The sequence below is a fragment of the uncultured Agathobaculum sp. genome (assembly GCF_963927765.1).
In the GTDB taxonomy this organism is placed as follows: Bacteria; Bacillota; Clostridia; order Oscillospirales; family Butyricicoccaceae; genus Agathobaculum.
This window is the reverse complement of the sequence record NZ_CAWVCU010000087.1, coordinates 1-13,287: the sequence shown is the minus strand read 5'-3', so window position 1 is coordinate 13,287 and position 13,287 is coordinate 1. Positions and strand designations below refer to the sequence as shown.

General features: G+C 54.6%; 13 protein-coding genes. All 13 read right to left on the bottom strand.

Features of this window, described 5'->3' with window-relative positions; genetic code table 11:
* Positions 1-20 precede the first annotated feature (20 nt).
* A complete protein-coding gene (gene murG / locus ABGT74_RS07990) occupies positions 21-1,157 on the bottom strand; it encodes an undecaprenyldiphospho-muramoylpentapeptide beta-N-acetylglucosaminyltransferase (protein WP_346705139.1) in 1,137 nt (378 codons plus the stop codon).
* Between the two features lie 55 nt (positions 1,158-1,212).
* Complete coding sequence (locus ABGT74_RS07985; protein WP_346705138.1) at positions 1,213-2,478, bottom strand: FtsW/RodA/SpoVE family cell cycle protein; 1,266 nt, start codon at positions 2,476-2,478, stop codon at positions 1,213-1,215.
* A gap of 25 nt (positions 2,479-2,503) precedes the next feature.
* The gene (mraY, locus tag ABGT74_RS07980) at positions 2,504-3,505 is read right to left on the bottom strand and encodes a phospho-N-acetylmuramoyl-pentapeptide-transferase (RefSeq protein WP_346705137.1); all 1,002 of its coding nucleotides are present in this window, start codon (positions 3,503-3,505) and stop codon (positions 2,504-2,506) included.
* Positions 3,502-4,884 (bottom strand): UDP-N-acetylmuramoyl-tripeptide--D-alanyl-D-alanine ligase, encoded by a 1,383-nt coding sequence (murF, locus tag ABGT74_RS07975; RefSeq protein WP_346705136.1) that lies wholly within the window; start codon positions 4,882-4,884, stop codon positions 3,502-3,504. The genes mraY and murF overlap by 4 nt, the downstream gene beginning before the upstream one ends.
* A gap of 50 nt (positions 4,885-4,934) precedes the next feature.
* The gene (locus ABGT74_RS07970) at positions 4,935-6,377 is read right to left on the bottom strand and encodes a UDP-N-acetylmuramoyl-L-alanyl-D-glutamate--2,6-diaminopimelate ligase (protein WP_346705135.1); all 1,443 of its coding nucleotides are present in this window, start codon (positions 6,375-6,377) and stop codon (positions 4,935-4,937) included.
* Positions 6,378-6,387: 10 nt separating this feature from the next.
* Complete coding sequence (locus ABGT74_RS07965) at positions 6,388-8,793, bottom strand: penicillin-binding transpeptidase domain-containing protein (protein ID WP_346705133.1); 2,406 nt, start codon at positions 8,791-8,793, stop codon at positions 6,388-6,390.
* A gap of 93 nt (positions 8,794-8,886) precedes the next feature.
* Complete coding sequence (locus tag ABGT74_RS07960; RefSeq protein WP_297283201.1) at positions 8,887-9,372, bottom strand: septum formation initiator family protein; 486 nt, start codon at positions 9,370-9,372, stop codon at positions 8,887-8,889.
* Between the two features lie 28 nt (positions 9,373-9,400).
* On the bottom strand, positions 9,401-10,336 hold the full coding sequence (gene rsmH, locus ABGT74_RS07955; RefSeq protein WP_297283202.1) for a 16S rRNA (cytosine(1402)-N(4))-methyltransferase RsmH: 936 nt from the start codon (positions 10,334-10,336) through the stop codon (positions 9,401-9,403).
* Positions 10,337-10,357: 21 nt separating this feature from the next.
* Complete coding sequence (gene mraZ / locus ABGT74_RS07950) at positions 10,358-10,786, bottom strand: division/cell wall cluster transcriptional repressor MraZ (protein WP_297283203.1); 429 nt, start codon at positions 10,784-10,786, stop codon at positions 10,358-10,360.
* A 396-nt stretch (positions 10,787-11,182) separates the two neighbouring features.
* A complete protein-coding gene (locus ABGT74_RS07945) occupies positions 11,183-11,638 on the bottom strand; it encodes a hypothetical protein (protein ID WP_297274869.1) in 456 nt (151 codons plus the stop codon).
* Between the two features lie 3 nt (positions 11,639-11,641).
* On the bottom strand, positions 11,642-12,127 hold the full coding sequence (gene coaD / locus ABGT74_RS07940) for a pantetheine-phosphate adenylyltransferase (RefSeq protein WP_297283204.1): 486 nt from the start codon (positions 12,125-12,127) through the stop codon (positions 11,642-11,644).
* Positions 12,096-12,683 carry a 16S rRNA (guanine(966)-N(2))-methyltransferase RsmD gene (gene rsmD, locus ABGT74_RS07935; protein WP_346705132.1) on the bottom strand — a complete coding sequence of 196 codons (588 nt, stop codon included), beginning with the start codon at positions 12,681-12,683 and terminating at the stop codon, positions 12,096-12,098. The genes coaD and rsmD overlap by 32 nt, the downstream gene beginning before the upstream one ends.
* A 3-nt stretch (positions 12,684-12,686) precedes the next feature.
* Positions 12,687-13,287, bottom strand: a 601-nt coding sequence (locus tag ABGT74_RS07930; protein ID WP_346705131.1) for a helix-hairpin-helix domain-containing protein, incomplete at its 5' end; no start/stop codon positions are given.

Genomic DNA, 13,287 nt, shown 5'->3' with positions numbered 1-13,287 from the left:
GTTGGCGCCCCTTCGTTTCTTTATTTCCCGTGGTGCTCGATCGCCCACAGGATCTCACGATAAATCTTTTCGCTTGCGTCATGCGCAGCTAGACTGGTAGCCGCCTGCCCCATTTGTTGCAGTCGGCTGCGGTCTGCCAGCATCAGCTGCATCTCTTCGTACAGCTTTTGCGGCGACGCATCCTTTTCCAGCAGCACACGGCATCCGCCCGCTTTTTCCAGCGCGCGCGCATTCTTCTCCTGATGGTTTTCCGCTACAAATGGAGACGGCACCAGAAGCGCTGGCCGACCCAGCATGCACAGCTCACCCATCGTCGCCGCGCCTGCGCGACAAACGACCAGATCTGCCGCAGCAAGTCGGTCCGCCATATCATAAATATATTCTGTCACTTCAATATTAGGGTGCTGTTCCAAATCTGCACCCTGCTCTTTCACCACGCGCGGCAGCCACTCGCGTGCCGCCGCACCCGTAGCATGCACATGGTGATACGGCACATTATTTTTACACTCCAGCGCAATCGTGCCTGCCATATGTTCGTTCATATACTTTGCGCCCATCGAGCCCCAGAAGGAAACCACCAATTGATCCTGCTCTGTCAAGCCAAAACGGGCGCGCGCTTTTGCGCGGTCCGCCGCGAGGATTTCCCCACGCACCGGCGCACCGGTCAGCACGATTTTCTCTCCGCCGCCCAAGATTTCCTTTGCCTGCTCAAAGCAGACCAGCACACGATCCGCTTTTTTGGAGAGCATTTTAGTCACCTTGCCGGGCAGTGCGTTTACTTCCAGCAGCACCGTAGGAATTCCCATCTGCTGCGCAGCCCGCACCACGGCAAACGATGCATAGCCGCCGCAGCCAATGACACAGTCCGGCCGTGCCTGACGCAACAGCTTTTTTGCCTTGCTAACAGCCGATACTGCCAGCTTTGCCGCCTTTATATTATGCGCCAACCCCTTCGGGCTGAGCGAACGCGACATACCGATGATCTCGATCGCATCCAACGGATAGCCTTCGCGCGGCACCAGCTTATTCTCAATCCCGCGTGCCGAACCCGCAAAACGCACCACCGTATCCGGATGCTTATGTTCAAAATAGCGTGCAATCGCCAGCCCGGGCGTCACATGACCGCCCGTACCGCCGCCGGTGATATACAGTCTCAAGTGAGTTCCCCCCTTTTTCGAAAGCCCGATGCAGATCGCACAGGCCTATTTCTCCTCATTCTTCCGCGCGGGTTTCCACACGCGCATAGCGGGAGATATTGAGCAGTATACCCATTTCTCCCATCTGCATCAGCAGCGCCGTACCACCGTAACTGAAAAACGGCAGGCTCGCACCGGTAACCGGGATGATACCCGTGATAACGAACAGATTCATCAGTGTTTGGATCGCCAGCTTCGCCGTAATACCGGTTGCCAGCAAACAGCTGAACTTATCGGGCGCTGCCCGCGCAATACGAAAACCGCGGAAAATCAGATAGGCAAACAGCAGCAAAACCAACAATGCGCCCACCAGCCCCATTTCCTCACACCAGGAAGAGAAAATAAAGTCGTTCTGCGGTTCTGGCAGATACAGATGCTTCTGCATGCCCTTGCCCAGACCGCGGCCCAGCAGTCCGCCTGAGCCGATGGCAATCTGGCTCATCGCACCCTGCCAGCCCTCGCCCTGCATGTTGGAAAACGGGTCCAGCCAAACAGAAAAGCGTTCCTGTACATGTTCAAAAGCGAAATAAAATACAGTCAAAATGCCCGCTGCCGCTACAAAAATCGGGCCAAAATACCACAGACGCATGCCGCCTGCAACCAGAATCACCACGCCCAGACCGCAAATAATCATCATGGCCGAGGTATGTGGTTCAAGGAACAGCAGCACGATATAGGCTGCCAAAAGGAAGCCATACGGCTTAATCAAGCCCTTAAAGGTTCGTATGCCCTGCGTATCGCGCGCAATCCAATAAGAAAAGCAAATAATAACCGTGATTTTTGCCAGCTCAGACGGCTGAAAGCCAAACAGCCAGCGCTGCGCGCCTTTGGATGCCGTGCCAAGCGGTGTAATAACCAAAACCAGCAGGATGAGCGATAAGATCATCAATTCCTTATGAAATCGCGCATACAGCTTATAATTGATCTTGGAAATCACAATCATTGCAACGACACCTGCCGCCGCATTGATACCCTGACGGGAGATAAAATAGGTTGCGCTGCCTTGATAAAACAGCGCGTTGGAATAGCTTGCGGAAAACAGTGCAATCAGGCCGATCACCAGCAGCATCAGCACAGAGCCAAACACACCTACATCCCACACGTGTGCGCGCACTCGCGCGCGTGCATGTGTCCGTGCAGGAGGCTTTGTATGCGTTCGCATCATAGCTGCATCGCGCGGTACGGGCGCACGATCCGGCCGAAGCGCCGGGCGGGTTGTGGTGACCCGCCGTCGTGGATCCGGTCGGCGCGGCGAACGCGCCTGTCTGGTTGTTGAAGCCATGAGGACACCTCCGAAGGGTTAAGAATTAGGGTAGCACCGGAGCCAGTGCCACAAAGTAAGCCAGCAGGCAGAGCAATACCGTGATGCCCGAGAAGGTCAGCACAATTTTTTTCTCGCCCCAGCCGCACATCTCAAAATGATGATGGATCGGCGCCATTTTGAACAGACGCTTGCCATGCGTAGCCTTAAAATAGGTCACCTGAAGAATGACCGACAATGTTTCAATAATGTAGATCAAACCGACAATCAACAGAATCAGCGGCATATCGCATGCAAATGCCAGACCTGCCACCGCGCCGCCGAGGAACAGGGAACCCGTATCGCCCATAAAGACTTTTGCGGGGTTAAAATTATAGATCAAAAATGCCGCAAGACCGCCTGCCAGCGCCGCCGCGAAGATCACAACACCTGCATCGCCGCGCGCAATGCCGACAAAGACAAAGAACAGCGCTACCGGCAGCGTGACACCAGCCGCAAGGCCATCGATACCGTCAGTCAGGTTAACCGCATTATCCGCACCCACAATGACAAATGCTGCGAAAATAATGTACAGCGGCCATGGCCAGAAGAAAACAATATCGGTAAACGGAATCCACAGGCGCGGCGCACTGTCTGCTCCCAGGAAAAGCACCAGAATGAACGCACCCGCCACAAGAATCTGAAGCACCAGCTTCTGCTTGGGTGTGAGACCCGCGTTTTCTTTCTTGCGGATCTTTGCATAGTCATCGACCATGCCGACCGCACCATATGCCACAGCAAGGCCAAGCACCGCCAGCGAGGACATGCAGATCTCTCCTGCAAAGCTGTTGCCTGCCGCCACCGCGACGGCAATACCAATGATGAACATAAAGCCGCCCATCGTCGGAATATTCTGCTTATTCATATGCCATTTCGGCCCGATCTCAAGGATTTTCTGACCGAACTTCATTTTGCGCAGATACCGGATCACAGCAGGCCCGATCGCTGCGGTCAGCACAAACGCAACCGCACAAGCAATCAATGCCGTATAAAGATTTGCTGGTGTCATTCTTCCACGTCCTCCCCTAAGAACATCGCAAGCGCGCGCTCCATCTGCATGCCGCGGCTGCCCTTAAACAATAGGGCGTCTCCCTTTGCTGCGTCCTGCCGCAGCGCCGCGACCAATTCGGTCTGGTCATCAAACGCAAACGCCCGCTCCATTCCATTTTCTTTTGCCCCTGCGACCATCGCCTTGGCGTCCGGCCCGTAGGCGTACAAGGCATCCGCATACTTCGCCGCCGCACTGCCTGCTCTGCGGTGCCCCTCCTCTGCATAATCGCCCAGCTCGAGCATCGAACCGAGCACCGCAAAACGGCGACCATCCGGTGCCATCGTCCCCAGCACCGCCAGTGTTGCTTCCATGGCATCTGGGCTGGCATTGTAGCAGTCGGCGTAAATCTGATAGCCGTCCTGCTCGTAAATGTTCTGCCGCATGCCGCTCGCCTCATACGACGCGAGGCCCTGCGCAATCTGCTCGGGTGTTTCGCCCAGCAGCAGACCCACCGCTGCCGCAGCCAAAGCATTGAGCACATTGTGCGCGCCCGGCACAGCAAGCTTTGCGGAAAAACACTCGCCGCAAGCCAAAGCCACTTCGGGCAGTTTGTTGTTTATGATATCAAATGTACCGTCTGTATGCAAGCATGCTGTCAAATCGCATGCCGGATTTTCAATGCCATAGGTGACCACTCGACACCCCAAACGCTCGCGTTTCTCCCACAAAAGCGGCTCGTCGCCGCACAATACCGCGCAGCCGCCTGGCTGGAGACCTTCCAAAATTTCAAGCTTTGCTTTGCAAATACCCTCGCGCGAGCCGAGAAACTCGATATGTGAAGTACCGATATTGGTGATGACCGCGATATTCGGCTGTGCTGCCGCCGTCATGCGCGACAACTCGCCGAAGTGGTTCATGCCCATCTCAGCGACCATGACCTCGGTATCCCGCGTCATGCGAAACAGGGTCAGCGGTAAGCCGATTTCATTATTCAGGTTGCCTTCGGTCTTTTGCGCACGCAATCCCTGCGACAGCACCGCGTACAGCAATTCTTTCGTGGTAGTCTTGCCCACCGAACCGGTCACGCCAACCACCTTGCCGCCGCACAAACGACGGTAGCCGCCCGCTAAATCGAGCAGCGCCTGCGAGGTGTTTTCCACATATAACGTCGGCACCGGATATTCCTCGTTCTGTCGGTGGGATACCACCGCAGCCGCTCCGTTCCCAATCGCCTTATCAATAAAGTCGTGCGCGTCGAACCGCTCCCCCTTGATCGGCAGGAACAGCGCATCAGACGGAATCTGACGGGAGTCGGTGGAAACGGCTGTGAAAGCCGCCTCACCCGCTGCTGTTCCTCCGGTCCACTCCGCCGCCTGCGCCAGCGTAAATCGTTCCATGCACTCGCTCCCCCAATGTTTTTGAATTTGCGCCAAGTCCGCGCTTTTCCCTATCCTTTATTGTCAAAGAACGACGCAACAATCTCGCGTTCGTCCATATGATGCTTGACATGATTGATCTCCTGATAGGTTTCATGTCCCTTGCCCATCAGCACGATCACATCATCCTTTTTCGCATGCGCCAGCGCCCAGTGGATGGCTTCCGGACGGTCCACGATTACCTCCATCGGTGTTTTCGTGCCCTGCATACCCTCCAGAATGTCGTCGATGATCGCTTTCGGGTCCTCTGTACGCGGGTTGTCACTGGTGACAACGCAGAAATCTGCCAAGTCCGCCGCAATTTTCCCCATCTTCGGGCGCTTGGTACGGTCACGGTCACCGCCGCAGCCGAACAGCGCGATCACACGCCCCTTCGCAAAGCCGCGCACAGCGCGCAGCACATTTTCTACACCGTCCGGCGTATGGGCATAGTCGATCAGCACGGTATAATCCGTATCGGTCGGAACGACCTCCACGCGGCCCTTCACCCCCGTCGCCGTCGCCAGCGAACGCGCCGCATCTGCGAGCGGCATGCCGGTTTGCAGCACCATACCCAGTGCCGCAAGCGCATTTTCGACCGAGAAATGCCCCGGAATCGGCAGCTTGACACGCGCGAGCTCGCCTTTTGTCGTCGCAACGAATTCCACACCGTCCGCATGCAAGCGGATATTTTTTGCCGTCAAGTCCGCTGCATCTTTCTCGCACGAGAACGTCATGCACGGGCACTTCGCGTCCGCCAACATCGCCTGCGCCGCGTCGTCATCCAGATTGATAACGCCTTTTTTGCTGATGGCAAACAGCATAGCCTTTGCCTTGCGGTACTCTTCCATCGTCTTATGAAAATCCAGATGATCCTGCGTCAGGTTGGTAAACGCGCCGACCGCAAAGGGAATGCCATATACCCGGTCCAGCACGAGCGAATGCGAGGACACCTCCATAATCACGTGCGTGCAGCCCGCATCGCGCATCCGCGCGAACAGTGCGTGCAGCTCATAGCTTTCGGGGGTAGTGCGCTCGGTTTCGATCACTTCGTCGCCAATCAGGTTTTGGTTCGTGCCAATCAAACCAACCTTGTGTCCCGCATCCTCCAGCATGTGCTTCACCAAATAGGTGGTCGTCGTCTTGCCATTGGTGCCGGTCACACCCAGCATCACCATGCTGTCTGCCGGATGGCCGAAGCGGTTTGCCGCGATTTCGGCCAGCGCCTGACGGGCATTTTCGACCACAACTACCGGTACGCCTGCAGGTGCTTCTTCACACACCACCGCAACTGCACCCTGCTCGAGCGCCTTGCTGATATATTGATGTCCGTCTGTTGCAAAACCGCGGATGGCGACAAACAGGTCGCCCGCCTGCACAGCACGCGAATCATATCGCACCTCACGGATTTCCAAATCATCTGCGGCCGTGCTGCTTTTCACCGCAACTCCGCGGAGCAGTTCCTGTAATTTCATCTTTTTCCTCCTATCGGTCGTTGACGTTCGTGGTATCCGAGAATTCAACCGTTACCACCGCGCCGATATTCACCTTTGTGCCGGATGCTGGGCTCTGTCTACTTGCTGTCGTGTTGCCCGTAACCTGAGAGGAGGCAACGCCCTTCTGTTTCAGATACAGCCCATATTCTTCCAATGTACTACGACATTGATCCGGTGTCAAGCCCGTCAGATCGGGTACCGTGATCTGCTCGGTCGGTTTGCTCGCGCCCATATACAGAATCACCTTACCGCTTGCCGGGATGCGCACACCGCCCGACGGCACCTGATCGGTGACTGTATCGCCGTCGCCGACCACACGGTATTCGAAGCCTGCCTGCTCCAACGCACTTGCAGCCTCTTCTTCTGTCGAACCGATCACGCTAGGTACGGTCAGCTCGCGGCGGTCGTTCTCTTCATCCGAGTAAACCGGCGTTACACCGATATACGGCAGCACATCTTCCATGATGCGGGCCACGACCGGCGCCGCGATGGCACCGCCGCCGTGAGGCGCCGACTCCGGCAAATCGTTGATAGCAACGAGTACAGCAATCTGCGGATCGTCCATCGGTGCGACACCAATGAAGGATGCGGTATAGCGATCCTCTTTGTCAATCACATTGCCTTCGTCATCATATTCCGGCAAAATCTCCGAGGTCGCGGTTTTACCACCGATACGATAACCGGATACATAGGCGTTTTTGCCCGTGCCGCCGGATACGACCGCTTCCATTGCCTCACGCATATAGGCGGAGGTTTCCTCCGAAATCACCTGACGGATGACATTGGTTTCGGTCGTGGATTTGACCGAACCATCCGAGCCAAGAATTTCCTTAACCACATACGGCTGCTTGAGTTTCCCATCGTCCACAATCGCGCAAACCATATTCAGCTCCTGCAACGGAGTGACGGTAAAGCGCTGACCAAACGATGCTGTTGCAAGAGATACTTCATTCCATTCGCTGCTTACATTCACATCATGGAACTGGCCCTTGCTTTCGCTGGGCAGATCAATGCCAGTCGGTTCTGTCAGACCGAAGGCCTTGTAAAACTCATAGAAACGGTCCTTGCCGGTTTTTGCGACAATTTGCATCATTGCCACGTTGCAGGAATTCATCAGCGCTTCGGTCAACGTCTGCGTGCCGTGACCACTAGTGTTCGAACACTGAATCGGCTTAGACCAGTCGCCGACCATCATCGAGCCGCTGCAATAATAAGTGTCCTCTTCGTGCACTAAACCAAGCTCATAAGCAGTTGCCACATTCATCAGCTTGAAGGTAGAGCCTGGCTCATAGTTATCCGTTACTACCGGATTATACCACATTTTATAAAGCAGCTTGGAACGAATTTCGGTTAATTTGTCGACCAGCTCATCATTTTCCTGCACACTCTCCGGCAGATTAGCAAGCCCGCCTTCTTGATAATACTTGTCACTGATTTCTGCCGTCACGCCGGCCTCTGCCAAGGCAGCCTGCACATTGGTTTTCAGCTCCTCGATGTATCGCTCATCCGTGATCATATAGGAGTTGTTCGGGTCATAGTCCGGCATAGACGCCATCGCCAGCACTTCACCGGTCTTAACATTCATCACGATACCGGATACACCGTCGCGCGCCTCCGGATTATCTGCCAGCGCGGTTTCCAGATGCTTTTCCAAAAAGTTCTGGATATCACTGTCAATGGTCAATACCAGCGAATCGCCGTCCTGCGCGGGAATGTATTGCTCGGTATCCGGCGTCATATCCTTATTCTGCGCATTTTGCACACGCACGATACGCCCAGCCGTACCGGAAAGCACATCGTTATACTGTGCTTCCAGACCATATGCACCGCTGTTATCGCTGCCGACATAACCAAGCACTGCCGAAAGGAAGGCGCCCTGCTGATAGTACCGCTTCGTATCCGGCTCGGAATACACACCTGTGCAGCCCGCCTGTTCCAGCTTCTCATACAGCTCTTTAGAAACGTCTTTATCCACCTTTTGTGCAATGATCTCATACTCAGAATCGGTTTTCTGAATTTTCTGCAGCACCGTATCGTAATCCAGGCTCAGTTCGTCCGCCAAAATCTGCGCCAACGTCTGCTGTTGTGCCTGTGCAGACTTACCGTCGTTTACCTTTGTCTCGTCTACCACGCCTTTTGGTGAAACAACAATACGCTCCACCTCAGCCGATTCCGCCAAAACCTGCATGTTGGCGTCATAAATTTTGCCGCGGTTCGGGGTAATAAACGTATCGCGCGTTTGCAGGGACGCTGCCTGCTGCACATAAAAATCATGGTTGAATACCTGCATATACAACAGACGTATTCCCACCAGTCCAAATCCAAACACCACAAACGCCAAGGTCATTACACCGATTCGCGCACGCATTTGATTGTTCGGTCCCTTTGCTGCCATGGTATTTCCTTTCCTCCGTAATCCCGTTATAAAAAGCGTAAGGAGTCAGAAGTTTCCACCTCTCACTCCCCTGTACGCATCCTATTCATTTACTCACCGAATATATTCCACAATCGCAGAAAAGCTGCGCGCCAAACCGGCAAACAGCGATCCAAGCGATACGCCGCTATCCGCTACCGTCACGGTATCCGGGTTGGTCAGTTCCACATATTCAATCTGGGAGTTATCCATCTTGACCATCCCCAGATTGTTCACCGCATATTCCTCTACCTCATCCAAATTCACGCTGTTGATCTGCTTGGTCGTCAGCGACACATTTTCCGCCGCCAGTTCGTTGAGCGTATCATTCTGTTCGCCAACCTCGGCACTCAGCTGCGTCAGCTGCATCTGGCAAAACAAGATGTACGCTGCGGCAATCGCCACGACCACAAAGCATCCCAGCAAGCTGGGTCTTACACGCGCTTTCTTACGCCGACGCGGTGTAGGCGCTACGCGCAAATTGCGTTTCTGCTCCTGTGGCACCGGAAAACGTTCTTCATATTGTTCATAGGCCACGCTTTCCCTGCTGGCAGTCATCATTGCATTTCCTTTCTCCTGCGGTTGCTATTCATATCTTTTCGCATACGCGCAGCTTGGCGCTGCGTGCTCTGGGATTTTCTCCGATCTCTCTTTCATCCGGAAGGATGGGCTTACGCGGAGTAAGCCGCACTTTCGGTTTTTTCCCGCACACACAAACCGGAAACTCTTTCGGGCAGGTACATCCCTGCGCTGCTTGTTGAAACGCCGCTTTTACAATACGGTCCTCCAAGCTATGGAACGTGATCACCGCAAGCCGTCCGCCCGGATTGAGGCAATCAATCGCTTTGTCCATTGCTTCCCGCACCGCACCCAGTTCATCGTTTACCGCAATACGAATCGCCTGAAAGCTGCGTTTTGCCGGATGTTGTTTTTCACGCTTTGCCTTGCCCGGCATCGCGCCTTTGATCACGTCGACCAATTCCAACGTGGTTTCAATCGGTTTTTTCGCGCGTTCACGTTCAATTGCCGCAGCAATCAGCGGCGCATATCGCTCTTCGCCATATTCGAACAGGATCCGCCGGATCTCCTCCCGGCTCCATCCATTTACCACCTCAAAAGCAGTCAGCTTCTGCGTCCGGTCCATGCGCATATCCAGCGGCGCATCCTGCATATAGGAAAAGCCGCGCTCCGCATGATCGAGCTGCGGGGAGGAAACCCCCAAGTCAAACAGGATGCCGTCTGCTCCCGGAAGCCCGAGCGATTCGAGCACATGGTCGATTTCCCGAAAATCACTTTTGACCGTCGTTACCCGCTGCCACACATCGTGCAGTCGGGTTTTGGCATTTTCCAACGCTTCATCGTCGCGGTCAATGCAAATCAAACGTCCGCTATCATGCAAACGCTCCGCAATGCGGAGCGAATGTCCGGCGCCGCCGGTCGTGGCATCAACATAAACGCCGTCCGGTTTGATCTGAAGTGCGTCCAAACATGGTTCAAGCAGAATGGATACGTGATGAAATTCCATACTTCCCTCCTGCTTGTCCGGTTAAAAATCCATATCTTCCACATCGGCGGCGACGCTTTCCGCATCAATTTCTTCGTTGTAAGCGCGCCATTTGTCGCTGTTCCAAATTTCCGCGTGATCCAGCTGGCCGATCACCACAACGTCTTTTTGCAGATCGGCAAACTCACGCAAATTTGCAGGGATGAGAATACGGCCCTGTGCATCGAGCTGCGCATCAAACGCATTGGCAAAGTAATAACGCTTGACGCGGCGTGCCTTTTCGCCGTTGCCCAGACTGCGAATGCGATCCTCCAAGGCTTCCCATTCCTTTTCCGGATAAACCGCAAGGCAGCCGTCCAGGCCCTTGGTGACAGTGAAGTGCTCGCCCAATTCCTCGCGCAGCTTGGCCGGCATTGCCAGCCGTCCCTTCGCATCAACGGAATGTTTGTACTCGCCCTTCACCGGATTCACACCACACTTTCGCTTTGGTGGAATCTGTGACACTTTACCCCACTTCTCACCACCCTGCTTCCATTATACCGGTACGCCGAATAGATTGCAAGATTTTTTTCGCATTATTTTGCAGAAGATTATGGCCATAAATTCGTTGTTTCGACGATTTTTGCAATTTTCAAACACTTGTTCGATAGTTTTGTCATTTCCCTACCAGCGCGCTCCAGTGGGGGAAAATCCCACCAGTTTACCACTCTCCCACCAGATTCCCAGCCCCTCCACGGAATGAGTTGCCACCGCATATTCTCTATGTGGGTCAAAGTGGGAACACCGGCCACCGTATACCATTGGCGCTCCATTTTTTCGCAGCACAAAAAAACAGCTGCCTTTTCAGCAGCTGTTTTTTTCATTTTTTCACTTGGCAATACTCTTAAAACGCTGACGTGCCTTGCGCACTTCCTCCAAAGAAAGCGCCACTGCTTCCTCTGTGCGTTTGAGGGTGTCCTCACAGTACTCATTGGCCACACGGCGCAGCTCACGCGCCTGAATTTCCGCGTTGCCTTGCACTTCCTTAGCCTTGCGGCGGGCCGCCACCACAATTTCCGTCTCAGAAACCATCTGGCGAGCATCCTCTTCTGCCTGACGGCGAATCGCCTCCGCCTCACGCTTTCCGGAAGCCAGCATCTCGCTGCGCTTGGCTACGATATCCTGCGCGGCCTGCAAATCATTCGGCAGCGTCGCGCGCAGCTCATCGAGCAGATCGAGCAGATGGTCACGTTCGATGATGCACTTTTCGCCCGCCAGCGGAATACCCTTTGCGTCCTGCACCATATCGTACATGCTGTTGATCAGTTCGTCCAAAGTTGCCATCGTTTAGCCTTCCTTTCTTGTGCGGCGCACAATATCCTGCATGATCCCATCCGGGACAAAGCCGGCGACACTGCCGCCATGTACCGCAATGTCCTTCACCACAGAGGACGAGAGGTACATATATTCCGCGCTCGTCATCAGGAACACCGTATCCAATTCCGGATTCAGCTTCCGATTCGCCAGCGCCATCTGAAATTCATATTCAAAATCCGAAACTGCGCGCAGGCCCTTGACCACCGCGCATGCTTCCTGCTGTCTGGCATAATCCGCAAGCAGGCCGCCGAAGGACGCAACCTCCACATTCGGCAGCCCAACCGTTGTCCGCCGGAGGAATTCCATCCGCTCCTCCACGGAAAACATCGGTTTTTTGTTCTGGTTATGCATCACCGCAACAATCAGCCGATCAAACATGACCGAAGCGCGGCGTATAATATCCAGATGACCTAAGGTAACCGGGTCAAAGCTGCCCGGATAAATCGCAGTTCTCATGTTCTTCATCCGTTCCGCCGTCCCGCCGACGCAGAACGGTAATCATAGTTGCTCCATAGCGGCGCTCACGAACAGTCTCAAACCTATGCGTGAACCGATCCTCTACTGCACTTTCGCATATTATTATACCATCCGCAGACAGAATGTCAAACGTTTCTATGCTCGCCAGTGCATTTTCCAAAATCCCACCTCCGTACGGAGGATCCAGAAAAATCAGGTCATAACCCCGTTTTTCCGCACGGGAAAGAAACGCATCCGACTCCGTGCGATGCAGCCCAGCGCGATCAGACACATGCGCTGTTTCTGTATTTTTACACACGATATTGTATGCCGCTTTGTTATGCTCCACAAAATCGCAGTGCTGCGCGCCACGCGAAAGCGCCTCGATACCGAGCTGCCCCGTACCGGCAAATAAATCCAGGACCCGCGCGCCACGCACATGATCCTGAATCAGATTGAACACATTTTCCTTGACGCGATCGGTCGTCGGCCGGGTGTTCATCCCGGGTACAGGCTGCAGTCTGCACCCCCGCGCCGTACCGGATACCACTCGCATTGCTCAGTCCTCCTTGTGGAAATAATCAAACACCGCCTGCGCAGCATTGCGCGGCAAGATACGCGCCAGTTCCTGCTCGCTCGCCTTACGGATGTTCTCTATGCTGCCGAAATGACGCAGCAGCTCTGCACGACGCTTGTCCCCCACACCGGGGATCTTGTCCAGTGTCGAACCGCGCACCTTTTTGCCGCCCAGCTTGCGGTTGTACTCAATGGCAAACCGGTGCACTTCCTCCTGAATCCGTCCGATCAGTGCAAACAGTGCAGGCGTAGCAGAGATGCCGAACTCCCGTCCATCCGGCGCGACCAAAGCACGGGTGCGGTGCTTATCATCTTTAACCATACCAAAGCACGGCGTTTGCAGGCCAAACGAGTCGAGCACCTCTTTGCACACACGGACATGCCCCAAACCGCCGTCAATCAGGAATGCATTCGGCAAGGGCGTAAATTTCTCGTCACCGTCCACATACCGCTGCACGCGGCGCGTCAGCATTTCCCGCATGGAGGCATAGTCATCCTGTCCATTGGCAGCACAGGCGATCTTAAACTTCCGGTAGGCGCTTTTTTTCGGCTGTCCTTCGACAAACACAACCATCGAACCGACG